The organism is Aeromicrobium sp. Leaf350, assembly GCF_916858655.1.
In the GTDB taxonomy this organism is placed as follows: Bacteria; Actinomycetota; Actinomycetes; order Propionibacteriales; family Nocardioidaceae; genus Aeromicrobium.
On the sequence record NZ_CAKASL010000003.1, the window covers coordinates 24,004 to 41,217 of the forward strand.

At 71.8% G+C, this 17,214-nt stretch carries 12 protein-coding genes; 11 read left to right on the forward strand and 1 reads right to left on the reverse strand.

Annotated features, from left to right (window positions below):
- The first annotated feature begins 31 nt into the window (after positions 1-31).
- The 3 genes from LO931_RS13785 to LO931_RS13795 are packed head-to-tail and all read left to right on the forward strand — an operon-like array spanning position 32 to position 2,955.
- The gene (locus LO931_RS13785; RefSeq protein ID WP_229054328.1) at positions 32-937 is read left to right on the forward strand and encodes an ABC transporter ATP-binding protein; all 906 of its coding nucleotides are present in this window, start codon (positions 32-34) and stop codon (positions 935-937) included.
- On the forward strand, positions 934-2,511 hold the full coding sequence (locus LO931_RS13790) for a hypothetical protein (RefSeq protein ID WP_229054329.1): 1,578 nt from the start codon (positions 934-936) through the stop codon (positions 2,509-2,511). Before LO931_RS13785 ends, LO931_RS13790 begins: the two co-directional genes overlap by 4 nt.
- A gap of 45 nt (positions 2,512-2,556) precedes the next feature.
- Positions 2,557-2,955: a DUF6157 family protein gene (locus LO931_RS13795; RefSeq protein WP_229054330.1), complete on the forward strand. Its 399-nt coding sequence runs from the start codon at positions 2,557-2,559 to the stop codon at positions 2,953-2,955.
- 112 nt (positions 2,956-3,067) lie between these two features.
- Here LO931_RS13795 and LO931_RS13800 read toward each other — a convergent pair whose 3' ends face one another.
- The gene (locus LO931_RS13800; RefSeq protein ID WP_229054331.1) at positions 3,068-4,141 is read right to left on the reverse strand and encodes a porin PorA family protein; all 1,074 of its coding nucleotides are present in this window, start codon (positions 4,139-4,141) and stop codon (positions 3,068-3,070) included.
- A gap of 237 nt (positions 4,142-4,378) precedes the next feature.
- Between LO931_RS13800 and dnaK the strand changes: the two genes are divergently transcribed.
- From dnaK to LO931_RS13840, 8 genes are all read left to right on the forward strand, one after another.
- The gene (gene dnaK, locus LO931_RS13805) at positions 4,379-6,220 is read left to right on the forward strand and encodes a molecular chaperone DnaK (RefSeq protein ID WP_229054332.1); all 1,842 of its coding nucleotides are present in this window, start codon (positions 4,379-4,381) and stop codon (positions 6,218-6,220) included.
- On the forward strand, positions 6,217-6,831 hold the full coding sequence (gene grpE / locus LO931_RS13810; protein WP_229054333.1) for a nucleotide exchange factor GrpE: 615 nt from the start codon (positions 6,217-6,219) through the stop codon (positions 6,829-6,831). The genes dnaK and grpE overlap by 4 nt, the downstream gene beginning before the upstream one ends.
- 53 nt (positions 6,832-6,884) lie before the next feature.
- Positions 6,885-8,000: a molecular chaperone DnaJ gene (dnaJ, locus tag LO931_RS13815; RefSeq protein WP_229054334.1), complete on the forward strand. Its 1,116-nt coding sequence runs from the start codon at positions 6,885-6,887 to the stop codon at positions 7,998-8,000.
- A complete protein-coding gene (locus tag LO931_RS13820) occupies positions 8,000-8,389 on the forward strand; it encodes a heat shock protein transcriptional repressor HspR (RefSeq protein ID WP_229054335.1) in 390 nt (129 codons plus the stop codon). Before dnaJ ends, LO931_RS13820 begins: the two co-directional genes overlap by 1 nt.
- A 159-nt stretch (positions 8,390-8,548) precedes the next feature.
- Positions 8,549-13,012 carry a lamin tail domain-containing protein gene (locus tag LO931_RS13825; protein WP_229054336.1) on the forward strand — a complete coding sequence of 1,488 codons (4,464 nt, stop codon included), beginning with the start codon at positions 8,549-8,551 and terminating at the stop codon, positions 13,010-13,012.
- Between the two features lie 159 nt (positions 13,013-13,171).
- Positions 13,172-14,557: a sigma 54-interacting transcriptional regulator gene (locus LO931_RS13830; protein ID WP_229054337.1), complete on the forward strand. Its 1,386-nt coding sequence runs from the start codon at positions 13,172-13,174 to the stop codon at positions 14,555-14,557.
- A gap of 16 nt (positions 14,558-14,573) precedes the next feature.
- On the forward strand, positions 14,574-16,661 hold the full coding sequence (locus LO931_RS13835) for a VWA domain-containing protein (RefSeq protein ID WP_229054338.1): 2,088 nt from the start codon (positions 14,574-14,576) through the stop codon (positions 16,659-16,661).
- Between the two features lie 22 nt (positions 16,662-16,683).
- Complete coding sequence (locus tag LO931_RS13840; RefSeq protein WP_229054339.1) at positions 16,684-17,205, forward strand: 2'-5' RNA ligase family protein; 522 nt, start codon at positions 16,684-16,686, stop codon at positions 17,203-17,205.
- The last annotated feature ends 9 nt before the right edge of the window (positions 17,206-17,214 follow it).

Consider the following 17,214-nt stretch of genomic DNA (forward strand, 5'->3'; position numbering starts at 1 on the left):
TCGGCGTGATCGGCGGGTGCAGACTGGCGACATGACCGACCTCGTGATCGACGTCGAGGGGCTCGTCAAGCACTACGGGTCCACGCACGCGCTCGACGGACTCGACCTCCGCGTCGAGGCTGGCACGATCGCCGGCTTCCTCGGGCCGAACGGTGCCGGCAAGTCCACGACGATCCGCGTGCTGCTGGGACTGCACCGGGCGACCGCGGGCCGTGCCCGGCTGTTCGGCCGCGACCCGTTCGCCGATGCCGTCGACCTGCACCGCCGCCTCGCCTACGTCCCGGGCGACGTCACGTTGTGGCCACGCCTGACCGGAGGCGAGATCGTGGACCTGCTCCTCGGGATGCGCGGCGTGCGGTCGGCCCCGCGGCGCGAGGAGATGCTGCAGCGCTTCGAGCTGGATCCGACGCGCCGAGCCTCGACGTACTCCAAGGGCAACCGCCAGAAGGTCGCGCTCGTCGCCGCGTTCGCCGCCGACACCGACCTCTTGGTGCTCGACGAGCCGACCTCGGGGCTCGACCCGCTGATGGAGGCTCAGTTCCAGCGGTGCACGCAGGAGGCCGCCGACCGCGGCACGACCGTGCTGCTCTCGAGCCACATCCTGGCCGAGGTCCAGGAGCTCTGTGACACCGTCACGATCGTGCGTGCCGGGCGCACCGTCCTGGCCGGCCGGCTCGACGAGCTGCGGTCCGTGACGCGCTCGCGCCTGGTGGCCACGATCGCGTCCGGTGCCGAGGGGCTGGGGGAGGTCGAGGGCGTGCACGACCTGGAGGTCGACGGCGACCGGGTCACCTGCACGATCGACGACGCGGTGACGGCCGAGGTCGTGGCCGCCGTGGCCCGTCTGAGGCCGACGGCGCTCACGGTCGAGCCCCCGTCGCTCGAGGAGCTCTTCCTGCGCCAGTACGGCTCGGACGTCCTCGACCAGGGCGCATGACGTCGACGGCCTGGGCCGGCACCGGCGCGCTCTGTCGGCTCGCGTTCGCGACCGAGCGACGGTGGATCCTCGGCACGTTCGTGGTCTTCCTCGGGACGTACGTCGCGACCGCCGCGCAGATCCGCCAGATCGCGCCGACGGTGGGCGACCGCGTCGGTCTGCAGGGCACGATCGCGCAGACGCCGGGATTCCGGGTGCTCCTCGGCCCGTTCGAGCACACGGCCGAGATCGGCGGCGCGACGCTCTGGCGGGTCGGCGTGTTCATGCTGGCGGTCGCCGGGATGCTGGCAGCCGCGTGCGTGGTGCGGCAGACGCGTCGCGCGGAGGAGCAGGGTCAGGCCGAGCTCGTCGGCGCGACGGCCGTGGGGCGTCTCGCACCGCTGGCCGCGGGCCTGGTGACGGCCGCCGCCCTCACGGTCGCTGCGGCCCTCGGTGTGGCCGGGGGCCTCGTGCTGGGGGCGGGCTCGGGTGCGACCGACGCCGCTGCGGCAGGGGCGCAGGTCGTCGTGGTGGGACTTGCCACGGCCGGCCTGGCCGCGGTGGCGGCGCAGCTGGCCCAGGCCGCGCGGTCGGCCCTCGGCATGACGGCCGGCGTGCTGCTGGCCGCGTACGCGGTCCGCGGCGCGGCCGACGTGCGGCACAGCGACGCGGTGCAGTGGCTCACGCCGTTCGGATGGGCGGCGCAGGTCGACCCGTTCGGTGAGGACCGGTGGTACCCGCTCGGGGTGGCGGCCCTCGCGACGGCCTCGCTGGTCGCGCTCGCCGTGGTGCTGCGGGGACGTCGCGACGTCGGCGCGGGTCTGATCGCTCCTGGTCCGGGTCGGCCCGACGGTCCCCGCCTCGGGGCGCCGATCCCGCTGACGCTGCGACTCGAGCGGCGCGCCGGCGTGGTCTGGCTGGTCGGGCTGGCCGCGTTCGGCGTCTTCGTCGGGAGTCTCGTGCCGACGGTGGTCCGGCTCGGCTCGGCCGAGGGTGGTCTGGCGGAGGCGCTGCGCCGGCTGGGTGGTGCCGGCGCGCTGACCGACGTGTTCGTCTCGGCGATGGCGTCGATCGGGGCGCTCGTCGTCACGTCCTGGGGTGTCGCGGTCGTGACGCGCCACCACGCCGACGAGGCCGGAGGGCGGCTCGAGCAGCTGCTCGCGGCGGCCGTCTCGCGCCGCGCCGTGCTGCTCGCGCCGGCCGTCGTGGCGGTGGCCGGCGTGCTGCCGGCCCTGGCGGTGACGGGCCTCGCGATCGGACTGAGCGGCGGCGACCTGGGGGACGCCCTGGCGGCGTCGGTGGTGCAGGCCCCGGCGGTCTGGGTCGTCATCGCGATCGCGGTGCTGGGGCAGGCGTTGGGTGGCCGGTGGACCGCGATGGCGTGGGGTGGCGTCGTCGTGGCGACGGCGGTCGGTCAGATCGGTGCGGCCGTGGGCCTCCCGGAGTGGGCACAGCAGGCCTCGCCGTTCACGCACGTCCCCGGCGTGCCGGCCGACCCCTTCACGCTCGCGCCGGAGCTGGTGCTGTCGGCCGTGGCTGCCCTGCTCCTGGTCGCCTCGGTGCTGGTGGTGCACCGTCGCGACGTGCCCCGCTGACCTGTGAGGCCCGAACTGTCCGCGCGCAGTGGCATGCTGCGGAGCATGACGTCGGGCACCCACACCACCAACTACCTCGACACGTTCATCGCCGTCGCGCCCGACACCCGGGCCGTCACGGCCAGCGAGCCGCCGCCCAAGGACACGCCCACCGTGGCCCGGATCCAGTTCGAGATGCTCGTCGACGCTCCGTACGTGCACACCTCCGACGACGTCGTGCACGCCTCCCAGGGGGCGCGCCGAGGCATCTCGCGCGAGGAGTTCTTCGCCAAGGGCCAGCCGTGCCTGCGCACGTCGCCGCTGGTCAAGACCTACGGCTGGGGCGTGCACTCCGACGCCGAGGGGCGCGTGGCGCTCTACGCGGTCGAGTCCGCCGAGTACCGCGAGCTCGCCGCCCGCGACGACCTCAAGCAGCTCCAGGGCATGCGGTCCTCCAGAGCCTGATGGTGACGGTCCCCCCTTCGAGGAACGAGTGAGCCTCGAAGGGTGCACCTGCACCCACGACGAAGGGCCCGCCACGCCGGAGCGTGACGGGCCCTTCGTCAGTGCTGGGTGATCAGCGACCGGAGCCGACGAGCTCGCGGTCGTCGACCGGGGCGCCGGACTTCGGCCGGGGCCGGGCCACGACGGCACCCACGCCGAGCAGGATGATGCCGAGCACCGCGAGACCGATCGGCAGGTACGTCTGCACCAGGCTGATCTTCGACGCGTTCGACGCCGCCGTGTCGGCGAGGCGGGCGACCGAGTCGTCGTCGGCCATGAGCTGGACGTTGTTGAGGTCCAGCAGCGGGTAGGGCTGGTCGCCGAAGTCGGCGTACAGCGTGATGGTCTGGTCCTGACCCGTCTTCAGCGGGGAGCCGAGCTCGGAGTCGATCCAGATCTTCGTGGTGTTGGTCGAGATGAACGTGGCCGGGACCTCCGGGCCCGCGGCGGCGACGTCGGCACGGAGCTGGTCGCCCTCGCTGCCGGCGATCTGGGCCACGAAGCTGGCGACGGTCGCGTTCGGCAGGACCGTGCCGTCGGTGTTCATGCTCCGGCCGACCGTGGCCTGCAGCGTCTCGAGCGTGCCCGCGGCCTTCACGGGCGCGATCGTGGTGCCCTCGAAGTAGTACGCCGTGCGGCCCTCGATCGTCTCGGTGCGCACGTACTCGACCTTCTGGGCCGAGTCGGTCGTGCCGTCGTAGGTCGTGAACGCGTCCTTGCTGGGGTGGCGCACGTGCGACAGCACGACGCCGCCGGACTGGTTGTCGACGTCATCGACACCCTCGACCTGGCCGTAGTCGGTGCGGTCGATCGCGAACGTCTTGTCGGTGACCGAGTCGCCCGACGGCAGCTCGGCGGTCGAGACGCTGTGGACGATCGCGGTGGACCCGTCGGTGCTCTCGACCTCGACGACGCGGTTGGCGTCGATGGGCTCGGACTCGCCGAGCTCGAGCGTCGCGGGGTCGAGCTGGGCGCTCGAGCCGTCGTACGTCACCGTGCTCTCGAAGTCGCCCGGCAGCATCGTGAGCCGCGGCGCGATGATGAAGACGGTGAGCGCGGCGAGTGCGACGAGCACCAGTCCGCTGATGGTGAATCCGGTGCCTCGACCCTTGCGGTTCGCGGTCGGCTCGGTGTGGCTCTTGGCCATGGTGGAACTCCCTCGTGACATGCGTCGCCCGGGGGGCTGACGCATTGAAGTCACTCGTCCCTCCCGAGTGACTTGGGTCACGGTACCCCTCGGCCGGGTCAGAACCAAGTTCGAGGGGAATGTTCGGCGCCTTGATGAAGTTGATACGATCAGACTCAAGTCATCTGACTGTCGAACCTCAATCACCACACCCGGTGCTGAACGCACCCGGAAACCCCGATCCCAGGAGGACCACCCATGGCACGTGCCGTCGGAATCGATCTCGGTACCACCAACTCCGTCGTCGCCGTTCTCGAGGGCGGTGAGCCCACCGTCATCGCCAACGCCGAGGGCGCGCGCACGACCCCCTCGGTCGTCGCCTTCGCCAAGGACGGTGAGGTGCTGACCGGCAAGGTCGCCAAGAACCAGGCCGTCACCAACGTCGACCGCACGATCCGCTCGGTCAAGCGCCACATGGGCACCGACTGGACCCAGACGATCGACGGCAAGGACTTCACGCCGCAGCAGATCAGCGCCTTCATCCTGCAGAAGCTGAAGCGCGACGCCGAGGCGTACCTGGGCGAGCCGGTCACCGACGCGGTCATCACGGTGCCTGCGTACTTCAACGACCACCAGCGCCAGGCCACCAAGGAGGCCGGCGAGATCGCGGGCCTCAACGTCAGCCGCATCATCAACGAGCCCACCGCGGCCGCGCTGGCCTACGGCCTCGACAAGGGCGACGACCAGACGATCCTGGTCTTCGACCTCGGCGGCGGCACGTTCGACGTCTCGCTGCTGGAGATCGGTGACGGCGTCATCGAGGTCAAGGCGACGAGCGGCGACAACCACCTGGGCGGCGACGACTGGGACGACGCGGTCGTCAGCTGGATCGTCTCGGGCTTCAAGTCCAAGACCGGCATCGACCTGACCAAGGACAAGATGGCGATGCCCCGCATCCGCGAGGCCGCCGAGCTGGCCAAGATCGAGCTCTCGAGCTCGACCAGCACCTCGATCAACCTGCCGTACATCACGGTCCAGGACGGCAGCCCGGTCTTCCTCGAGGAGACGCTGACCCGTTCGGAGTTCGAGAAGATCACCGCCGACCTGCTGGCGCGCACCAAGGCGCCGTTCCAGAACGTCATCAAGGACGCCGGCGTCAAGGTAGCGGACATCGACCACGTCGTGATGGTCGGCGGCTCGACCCGCATGCCCGCGGTCTCCGAGCTCGTCAAGAGCCTCACCGGTGGCCAGGACCCCAACAAGGGCGTCAACCCCGACGAGGTCGTCGCCATCGGCGCCAGCCTGCAGGCCGGCGTGCTCAAGGGCGAGGTCAAGGACGTCCTGCTCCTCGACGTCACCCCGCTGAGCCTCGGCATCGAGACCAAGGGCGGCGTCATGACGAAGCTCATCGAGCGCAACACGACGATCCCCACCAAGCGCTCCGAGGTCTTCACGACCGCCGACGACAACCAGCCGTCGGTCGCGATCCAGGTGTACCAGGGCGAGCGCGAGATGGCGGCGGGCAACCAGCTGCTGGCCACGTTCGAGCTGACGGGTCTCCCGCCGGCCCCGCGTGGCGTGCCGCAGATCGAGGTCACCTTCGACATCGACGCCAACGGCATCGTCAACGTCTCCGCGAAGGACCGCGGCACGGGCAAGGAGCAGTCGATGACGATCACCGGCGGCTCGGCGCTGAGCAAGGACGACATCGACAAGATGGTCAAGGACGCCGAGCAGTACGCCGAGGAGGACCGTCAGCGCCGCGAGGCCGTCGACGTCCGCAACCAGGGTGACTCGCTCGTGCACACGACCGAGAAGTTCCTGGCCGAGAACGGCGACAAGGTCGGTGACGACCTCAAGGCCGAGGTCCAGGCCGACGTCGACGCGGTCAAGGAGACCCTGAACGGCGAGGACACCGAGGCCATCAAGACGGCCACGGCCAAGCTGGCCGAGTCGAGCCAGAAGCTCGGCACCGCGCTCTACGAGGCGGCGGCCGCCGAGGCCGCGAACGCCCCGACGGGCGACGCGGGCAGCACGGATGACGACGACGTCGTCGACGCCGAGATCGTCGAGGACGACGACACCGAGGAGACCAAGTGACGCAGGGCCCCGAGAACACTCAGCCGGACGCCGGCACGGGGCCCGAGGTCGACGACGTCTCCACCGAGGGCGAGGTGCCGCAGGAGGATGCTCCCGCGGCACCCGCCCCGGAGGAGCCGGCCGGGCCCACGGCCGAGCAGCAGCTCGCCGAGCGCACGGCCGACCTCCAGCGCCTGCAGGCCGAGTACGTCAACTACAAGCGGCGGGTCGACCGCGACCGCGAGCTCGTGCGGTCGCAGGGTGAGGCGAAGGTCCTCGAGTCGCTGCTGACGGTGCTGGACGACATCGCGCGGGCCGGTCAGCACGGCGAGCTCGAGGGCGGCTTCAAGGCCGTCGCCGACTCGCTGCAGACCGCGGTTACCAAGCACGGTCTCGAGACGTTCGGCGCCACCGGCGACCCGTTCGACCCGGCGCTGCACGAGGCCGTCACGCACGCGGGGGAGTCCCCGGACGTCGACGTCACCTCCGTCGCGCTCGTCATGCGCACGGGCTTCCGCGTCGGCGACCGCGTGCTCCGCACGGCGATCGTCGGTGTGGTCGACCCGGCCGCTCCGACGGCCGAGACGCCCGAGGCCGAGCCGGCCGCCGACCAGCCCGACACCGACGCCTGAGCGTCGACCGCACCCATCCAGCACGACCGACATGAGCGAGGGGAGGTGGCTACGTGAGCGCCACTGACTGGTCCGGCAAGGACTTCTACGGGGTCCTGGGCGTCACCAAGGACGCGACGGCCGACGACATCAAGAAGGCCTATCGCAAGCTCGCGCGGGAGAACCATCCCGACGCGAATCCCAACAACAAGGCGGCCGAGGAGCGGTTCAAGTCCGTCTCCGAGGCGTATGCGGTGCTCTCGGACGCCACCAAGCGCAAGCAGTACGACGACCAGAAGTCGATGTTCGGGCAGTTCCGCAGCCAGGGAGGCCCGGGCGGCGGCACGCAGTCCGACTTCGACCTCAGCGACATCCTCGGCGGGATGTTCGGCGGTGGTGGCGGTCGTCGCCGTCGCCAGACCACGGCCCGCCGCGGCGACGACCTCGAGTCGGAGGCCACGATCGGCTTCGCCGAGGCCGTCGACGGTGTCACGATCGGGCTGCGGCTGCCCAGCGACGAGGCGTGCGGCACGTGCCACGGCACGGGCGCCCGCCCCGGCACGGCCCCCACGGTCTGCGCGAAGTGCCAGGGCAGCGGCATGCAGACGAGCGCCAACGGCGGCGTCTTCGCGATGACCGAGCCGTGCCAGAACTGCCGTGGTCGCGGCATGGTCGTGGAGCACCCCTGCGCGACCTGCTCGGGCTCCGGTCGCTCGCCGTCGAGCCGCACCCTGCAGGTGCGGGTCCCTGCCGGCGTGCAGGACGGGCAGCGCATCCGGCTCAAGGGCAAGGGCGCCCCGGGCGCGGGCGGCGGTCCCGCCGGCGACCTGATGCTGCTGGTGCACGTCGACTCGCACCCCGTCTTCGGACGCAAGGGCGAGCACCTGACGATCTCCGTCCCGGTCGCGTACGACGAGGCCGCGCTCGGCGCGGACGTCGCGGTCCCGACCATCGAGGGCAGCTCCGTGACGCTCCGCATCCCCGCGGGCACGCCCCACGGGCGCACGCTCCGGGTGCGCGGCAAGGGCGGCGTGGCTCGCTCCGGTCGTCGGGGCGACCTGCTCGTCACGGTCGAGGTGTCCGTCCCGGCCACCCTGACCGACGCCGAACGTTCGGCCGTCGAGGCCTTGCGCGAGGCCCGGGGCGCCAGCGATCCTCGAGAAGACCTCTTCAAGGCGGTGCAGAAGTGATGAGCGAGAATCCGTTCGTCCCCCCGGGACCCGAGGCGAAGGTCTTCGTCATCAGCGTGGCCGCCGAGCTCTCGGGGCTGCACCCGCAGACCCTGCGCACGTACGACCGGCTGGGTCTGGTCGAGCCGGGCCGCACGGGTGGTGGTGGCCGGCGGTACTCGCTGGCCGACATCGAGATGCTGCGGCGCATCGCCGACCTGACGGCTGAGGGCCTCGGCCTCGAGGGCGTCAAGCGCGTCATCGACCTCGAGCACCGTGTGGCGGCACTGACGCTGCGCGTCTCGGAGCTGGAGAACGAGCTCGTCACCGCGCACCAGGCGCTCGGCACCGTGCCCAACCTGCCGGTCCGCGCGAGCGCCGCTCACGTCACCCTCTACCGCCGCCGCTGACCCCGCGGGCGCTGAGCTCACCGCCCGACCGGGGGAGGGGCGTCGGCTGGCGGTCACCTGTCGTTTGCCTGTGTAGGGGCTGTCGTTCTTCGGGGCTGGTTAGCGTCCGGGCCGCGAGGGGGCCCGATCGGGGGTGCACCCTCCCGACGGAAGACGCTCATGACCCTGGCTGCCTCGCCCCTGCCCACGTCGACCCGCCCTGCGCGCGCGCTGCTGCACGTGCTGCTCGGCACCGCGATGCTCGCGGCGACCCTGGTGGCGGGCCTCGCGGCACCCGCGGCGGCCGCCACCCCGCCGCCGCTGTTCGTGTCGGAGATCCTGGCGAACCCCACCGGCGTCGACGAGTTCGAGTACGTCGAGGTGACCAACCCGGGCACCGCGCCGGTCGCGCTGGACGGGTTCACGTTCGCCTACACCTACGTCGACTCCACCGACACCACGCGCGACGTCCGGCTCACGGTCGACGGCACGGCGACGGTCGCGCCGAAGGGGTCGGTCGTGCTGTGGCTGAGCTACACGGCCACCGGGCTCGACTCCTTCGCCCGCACCGTCGACCAGTTCCGCGCCGCGACGGGCACCCCCGCGTCGACGCAGGTCCTGCGCCTCACGGGCCAGCCGGGCATGGCCAACGGCGGCGACCGCGGCATCCGCATCAGTGACGCCACGGGCATCGTGACGTGGTCGCACTACCCGAGCGGCTCCCAGGCGATCGATCTCGGCACCGACTTCTCGGTCCCCTCCGCGCGTGGCCAGGCCGCACCCGTGCTGGCGACGCTCTCGCCCATGACGCCGGGCACCGTCCGGCCCGAGGCACTCGTGCCGGTCGTGCCCGTCGACCCCGAGCCGGAGGTGCCCGACGACATCGGCACGCTCGACCCCGACCCGGCCCTCGTGGCCGCTCCGCTGCAGATCACCGAGATGGTCCCGGACACCGCCAACGTCGGTGCCTCGGACGGCTACGAGTTCATCGAGGTCTTCAACGCCACCGACCGCGACGTCGACTTCGCCGACTACGCGCTCACCTACCTCTACCCGCAGGACACGACGACGAACACCAACGAGGCCGCCTGGCCCGCGGTGCCGTCCGACGTCGTGATCGGCTCGGGCGAGGCGCTGACGTTCTGGATCAAGAACGGCGCCAACGACGACCTGACCGACGCCGACTTCAACGCGCACCACGGCAGCGACCTGACGCTCGGCGAGGACCTGGTCGAGATCTCGTCGGCCGGCCTGGCCAACGGCTCGCCGCGCGGCATCGCGATCCGCACGAACACGGGCTTCCCGGTCAACCGGGCGTACTACAACATGGCCGGCGCCGATGACGTCGACGCCGACGTCGCGATCGCCTACGGACGCACCGACGACATCGGGCTGCAGACCATCGTCGCCCGCCGCGACGCCTCCCCGGGTCGCGTCCAGGTCGACCAGGTGGCCGCGGGCCTCGTCGTGGTGCCTGACGACACGAGCGCCCCGGTCGTCGCCGACCGCACCGCCGACACGATCGACCCGACCGCCGGGTTCCTCCTCGACCTGCAGGTCAGCGACGACGTGCAGGTGCGCACCGTCACCGTCGAGGTCAGCAACGACGTCGACACCGACCCGCGCACCGTCAACCTCGTCCGCTCCACCGCGGACCCGTTGGCCTACGGAACGGTCGTCAACGCCGCCGACGTCGTCGGCAAGCAGTGGTTCGAGTACACCGTGACCGCCTCCGACGGCTCGAACGTCACGCGCACCGAGACCCGTCGCGTCGCGGTCGACGGCGCCAGCTCCGACCCGGTGCGCCTCAACGTGAAGGACGGCGACTTCGTCGGCGGCACCACGACGATCTCGGCCGCGGGCGAGAGCTACCCGCCGAGCCTCGAGCTGAGCATCGACGGCTCCCCGGTCGAGACCCGCGCCTCCCTGGAGTCGACGCCGTACTTCGTGTTCGAGACGTCGCAGACCGACTTCTACTTCCGCAACGGCGTGCGCATCGGCGAGGACGTCCTGCACATCTTCGACGAGGGCACCTACGAGCGGACCGAGACGATCGCCGTGCCCGTGCCGCTGTCGTACGTGACGCAGGGCGAGCCGCTCTCGGTCGACGTCTGGGCCGGCACGAAGGCCGGGCCGTGGATCGACGAGGCCGAGAACAACGACGACTTCGTGATCTCCGGGATGCGCCTGATCCTCCCTGACGGTCGCACCCTCCGACCGGCCGGCTATGACGACCCGACCCGCCTCGTGCAGATGGGCGACAGCGCCGGGAAGAACGACTTCTACGCGTCGGTGTTCGACCTCGGTGACGACGCGTTCACGGCGGCGGCCCACGACTGGGACACCACGGTCGTCGCCGACGGCCCGCACCAGGTGCTCGCGACCGAGGGCGCCGACAGCGCGTCGGCCGAGGTGCTCGTCGACAACACCGCGCCGACCGTCACGCCGAGCGTGGAGGACGGCCGCGTCTACCAGGGCGAGATCCTGCTGGACGCCGTCATCGAGGACGGCAGCGGCTCGGGCGTCACGGACACCGTGGCGACCCTCGACGGCGAGCCCGTCGTGCTGCCGTTCGCGACCTCGTCGGTGGTGCTCGCCGCGGGCGACCACGTGCTCGCGATCACCGCGACCGACGCGGTGGGCAACACGACCGAGTCGTCCGTGACCTTCACGGTGCCCGAGGAGCAGCCGGGCGCCGACGGCGTCGCGCCCGCCGAGGGTGCGGAGGTCGAGGCGGGCGACGTGATCCTCCAGGCCCTCGTGCAGGACCCGACCGACGACCCGCTCGACGTCTCCTTCCGCCGCGGCGAGCGCTTCGTCCTGGGCGACGAGGAGGTCGCTGCGAGCAGCGGCACGACCCACGACGCGCGGTCGCTGGAGCGCGAGGGCACCCCCGCCGCGCCGGAGTCGCCGTCCCCGGCGCGCCAGCTCGCGGCGCAGCAGCTCGTGACGCAGGCGGGTCTCGCGCCGGTCACGGCGACCGACGCGCTTCCGTACTACACGTTCGACGTCGCGGTGCCGGCCGACTCCGGCGCCGACGCGACGGCGCGCCTGACCTGGGACGGCACGGCCGACCGTGACTCGCAGGTCATCCTCTACGCGCTGGCGGCGGACGGATCGCGCTGGATCGAGCTGGCCCGACACCGCACCACCGCCGACGGCGAGGCCTTCACTCTGCAGGGCTCCGCGGTCGTCGGCGACACCGTGCGCGATGGCTCGATCACGGTGCTGGTGCAGCACTCCGAGGGCTTCGCGGGCGCGGACCTCAGCTCGCGCGACTCCGCCGTGACCCCGGCCCACCCGCTGGACACGCCCCGCTCGGAGTACGACTTCACGATCGCGTGGGAGTCGGACACGCAGTACTACAACGAGGAGTTCCTGCAGCACCAGACGGCGATCCACGACTACGTGCTGGGGCAGCGCGAGAACCAGAACATCCAGTACCTGATCCACACCGGCGACATCATCGACGACTGGGACCAGCCGTACCAGTGGGCCAACGCCGACGGTGAGTACGCGCGCCTCGACGCGGCCGGACTCCCGTACGGCGTGCTCGCCGGCAACCACGACGTCGGCAGCCAGCTGTCGAACTACTCGGAGTTCTGGAAGTTCTTCGGCGAGGCCCGGTACGCCGACAACCCCTGGTACGGCGGTTCGTACCAGGACAACCGCGGCCACTACGACCTGATCTCCGCCGGCGGCATCGACTTCGTGATGCTCTACATGGGCTGGGACCCGCAGGTCGACTCGATCGCGTGGATGAACGAGGTCCTGGCGCAGTACCCCGAGCGGGTCGCCGTCATCAACCTGCACGAGTTCATGCTCACGACCGGGGGCCTCGGCCCGGTGCCGCAGCAGATCCTCGACGAGGTCGTCGCGACCAACCCGAACGTGCGGATGGTGCTCTCGGGGCACTACCACGACGCCTTCACGCGGATCGACCAGTTCGACGACGACGGCGACGGTGCGGTCGACCGTGACGTCTACTCGATGCTGTTCGACTACCAGGGTCTTCCGGAGGGCGGCCAAGGCTTCTTGCGCCTGCTGCAGTTCGACAACGAGGGCCAGTCGATGCGGGTGCGCACGTACTCGCCGTCGCTCGCGACGTACAACTCCGACGACCCGTCGCTGCTGGAGCCCGGGCCGGACCCGTACCGGTACCAGGACTTCGAGATCGGCTACGACGCGCTGCTCATCACGCCGAGCGACAAGACGCTGACGACGTCCGGCTTCACCGCCGAGATCCTGACGACGGACGAGGTCGGCGCGCTGCAGGACGTGCCGAGCGGCACCGTCGCGGCGATCACGTGGCCGCTCACGGCGCTCGGCGCCCACGGCTGGTACGTGCACACGGCGGACCCGTTCGGGGCCACGCACGCGACCCCGGTCTACACCTTCACCCTGGTGGCAGCAGCGCCCGGACCGGGCGGCGGAGGCACGAACCCGGGCACCGGCACCGACCCCGGAGGCTCGGGGGGCGCGGGTGGCACGGGCACGGACGCGACCGGGACGACCCGTCCCGCCGGGGTCGACCGTGACCTGCCCGGCACCGGCCTGCCGGTCGATCCGCTCCTGCTCCTGCTGGCCGCTGGCCTGGTCGGCCTCGGCGGGTGGCTCCTCCGCCACCGCCGGGCGGTGAGCTAGGGACGAGTCCGACCACCGGGCGGTGAGCTAGGGACGAGTCCGAGGTCGCGACACGTCCCTATCTCACCGCCCAGTGCGGTGACACGTCCCTAGCTCACCGCCCGGGCTCTCGCTGCGTGCGCCGGGCATGCCGTGGACGGCGGGAGTAGCGTCGGTGTCGTGACTGCCCCGTCCCCCACGACCGTCGGCCAGCTGCGCGCCTCGGGCCATGTGCACAAGCCGCTGCGCGTCGAGATCCGCGACAACCTGCTGGCCGCCCTCGCCGAGGGCCGCGACCCCTGGCCGGGCCTGCACGGCTTCGAGCACACCGTCGTCCCGCAGCTCGAGCGTGCGCTCATCGCCGGGCACGACATCGTGCTGCTGGGCGAGCGTGGCCAGGGCAAGACGCGCCTGTTGCGCACGCTCGTGGGCCTGCTCGACGAGTGGACGCCCGTCATCGAGGGTTCCGAGCTCGGCGAGCACCCGTACGCGCCCATCACCGTGGCCAGCATCCGTCGCGCCGAGGAGCTCGGTGACGACCTGCCGGTCGTGTGGCGCCACCGCGACTCGCGCTACGCCGAGAAGCTGGCCACGCCCGACACGAGCGTCGCCGACCTGATCGGCGACGTCGACCCGATGAAGGTCGCCGAGGGTCGCAGCCTGGGCGACCCGGAGACGATCCACTTCGGACTGATCCCGCGCAGCCACGGCGGCATCGTGGCCATCAACGAGCTGCCCGACCTCGCCGAGCGCATCCAGGTCGCGATGCTCAACGTGATGGAGGAGCGCGACATCCAGATCCGCGGCTACGTGCTCCGACTGCCGCTCGACGTCCTCGTCGTCGCCAGCGCCAACCCCGAGGACTACACCAACCGCGGGCGCATCATCACGCCGCTGAAGGACAGGTTCGGGGCCGAGATCCGCACGCACTACCCGCTCGCGCTCGTCGACGAGATCGCGGTCGTCCGCCAGGAGGCCCAGCTGGTCGCCGAGGTGCCCGACCAGCTCATCGAGGTGCTGGCACGGTTCACCCGCGCCCTGCGCGAGTCGTCGGCCGTCGACCAGCGCAGCGGCGTCAGCGCCCGGTTCGCGATCGCCGGAGCCGAGACCATCGCGGCGGCAGCACTGCACCGTGCGACGCGCCGGGGCGAGGAGCGGGCGGTGGCGCGCCCCGTCGACCTGGAGACGGCGGTCGACGTGCTCGGCGGCAAGATCGAGTTCGAGTCGGGCGAGGAGGGTCGCGAGGACCTCGTGCTCGACCACCTGCTGCGCACCGCCACGGCCGAGACGGTGCAGGGGCTCTTCGCGGGGATCGACTTCGGGCTGGTGGTCGAGGCGCTCGAGGGGGGCGACCTGGTCAGCACCGGCGAGCAGGTCAGCGCCCGGGACTTCCTCGCCGGGCTCCCCGTGCTGGGCGAGTCCGATCTCTACGACCAGGTCGCCGATCGCGTCGGGGCCGGCGACGACGGAGAGCGGGCCAGCGTGATCGAGCTGGCGCTCGAGGGCCTGTTCCTGGCTCGCCGCATCGCCAAGGACTCAGCCGGCGGCGAGACGGTGTACGGCTGAGGGTGGGAGTCGATCGATGAGCCGTCAGAACCGACGCCTGACCCGCGGGTCGCGCTACGGCCGGTACGCCGGCGGACCCGATCCGCTCGCGCCGCCGGTCGACCTCAGCGAGGCGCTCGACGCGATCGGTGAGGACGTCATGGCGGGGTACTCGCCCGAGCGCGCCCTGCGCGAGTTCCTCCGTCGCGGCGGCTCCGACCAGAGAGGGCTGGACGAGCTGGCGCGCCGTGTCGCCGAGAAGCGCCGTGACCTGATGCAGCAGCACAAGCTCGACGGCACCCTGGCGGAGGTCAAGGAGCTGCTCGACCGGGCCGTGCTGGCCGAGCGCGGCCAGCTCGCTCGCGACGTCGACCTCGACGACGGCGAGCGCGCCCTCGCCGAGCTGCAGCTCGATGCGCTGCCCGGCTCGCCGGCCGCCGCGGTCCGCGAGCTCTCGACCTACCAGTGGAAGAGCACGCAGGCGCGCGAGGACTACGAACGCATCAAGGACCTGCTGGGGCGCGAGCTGCTCGACCAGCGCTTCGCCGGCATGAAGGACGCGCTCGAGAACGCCACGGATGCCGACCGTGCGGCCGTCAACCAGATGCTCGACGACCTCAACGACCTGCTCGACAAGCGCCGCGAGGGCACCGACACGCAGGCCGACTTCGACGCCTTCATGAACGAGCACGGCGACTACTTCCGGTCCGAGGACGGCTCGATGCCGCAGGACCTCGACGAGCTGCTCGACGAGATGGCGCGACGGTCGGCTGCGGCCCAGCGCATGATGAACTCGATGACGCCCGAGCAGCGTCAGGAGCTGGCGCAGCTCTCGGCGCAGGCGTTCGGCTCGCCCCAGCTGAACGACGCGCTCGGGCGGCTGGACGCGAGCCTGCAGTCGTTGCGTCCCGGCGAGGACTGGGGTGGCTCCACCTCGATGGACGGTGACCAGGGTGTCGGTCTCGGCGACGGCACCGGCGTGTTCCAGGACCTGGCCGATCTCGACGCGCTGGCCGAGCAGCTCGCGCAGTCGTATCGCGGCGCCAACCTCGACGACGTCGATCTCGAGGCACTGTCGCGACAGCTGGGCGACGAGGGCGTCGTCGATCTGTCGACCCTGAAGGATCTCGAACGTGCCCTGCGCGAGTCGGGGGCCGTGCAGCGCGGCACCGACGGGCAGCTCCGACTCACGCCGAAGGCGATGCGCCAGCTGGGCAAGGCGCTGCTCCGCGACGTGGCTCAGGCGATGTCGGGGCGCCGGGGTCAGCGCGAGACGAGGCGTGCCGGCGCCGCCGGCGAACGCTCCGGCGCCACCCGCGAGTGGGCGTTCGGCGACACCGAGCCGTGGGACGTCACCCGCACCGTGACCAACGCGATCCAGCGCACCGTGGGCGAGGGTGGCACGCCCGCGTCGATGGCCCGCGACGGTGTGCGGCTGCAGATCGGCGACGTCGAGGTGCAGGAGACCGAGGACCGCACGCAGGCCTGCGTGGCGCTGCTCGTCGACACCTCGTTCTCGATGGCGATGGACGGGCGGTGGGTGCCGATGAAGCGCACGGCGCTCGCGCTGCACACGCTCATCAGCACGCGGTTCCGCGGCGACGCGCTGCAGCTCGTCGCGTTCGGGCGCCACGCCGAGACGATGGAGATCGAGCGGCTGACCGCTCTGGAGCCCGAGTACGCCAAGGGCACCAACCTGCATCACGCCCTGTTGCTCGCGAACCGGCACTTCCGCCGGCACCCGAACGCCCAGCCGGTGCTGCTGATCGTGACCGACGGCGAACCCACCTCGCACCTGGAGGGGAGCGGCGACGTCTGGTTCAGCTATCCGCCGCACCCGGTCACGATCGCGGTGTCGGTGCGTGAGCTGGAGGCCTCGATGCGTCTGGGCGCGCAGACCACCTTCTTCCGCCTCGGGGAGGACCCGGGGCTGGCGCGCTTCATCGACCAGATGGCTCGCCGCGTGGGCGGATCGGTCGTCTCGCCCGAGCTCGACGACCTCGGCGTCGCGGTCGTGGAGTCCTATCTCGGGTCGCGACGCGGCGGCGGTTCTGGGGGGTCCGGCGGGGGATCCGACGGGGGCGGCTGGGGCGGTTGGCCCGGCCGTGGCTTCTGGGCCGGCTGACCTGGCCGCTACGGTCGAGGCCGTGCCGCAGACCATCGAGCTGACTCTCGACGACGAGCTCGACTCCGCCGTCCGTGCGGAGTGGGACGTGCTCGCCTCCGCCGGCCTGCCGAGCCAGGCGCTGCACCTGGGCATCACGAACGCACCGCACGTCACGCTCGGCGTCGCGTCGGCACTCGATGCGGGGGCGACCGGCCGCATCGCCGCCGTGACCCTCCCCGACCAGATCCGACTCGGCGGGCTCCTGGTGTTCCGCGGGAGGCGGTCGTCGGTGGTGTCGCGCGCGGTGATCCCGAGCGCCGCATTGCTCGCCACCCACGCCGCGGTCGACGAGGCGATGGCCGGCGCGCCGGGACGGCCCGACCTCACGCTGCCGGGCCGCTGGACCCCGCACGTCACGCTCGCCCGGCGCCTCGACGACGCCGGTCTCTCGCAGGCGCTCGACCTCCTCGCCGATGTCCCGCGCGAGCTGGTCGGCGCCCCGGTCGAGCTGCGTCACTGGGACTCGGACGCCAAGGCCGTCCACGTCCTCCGCACCCGCTGATGTGACCTG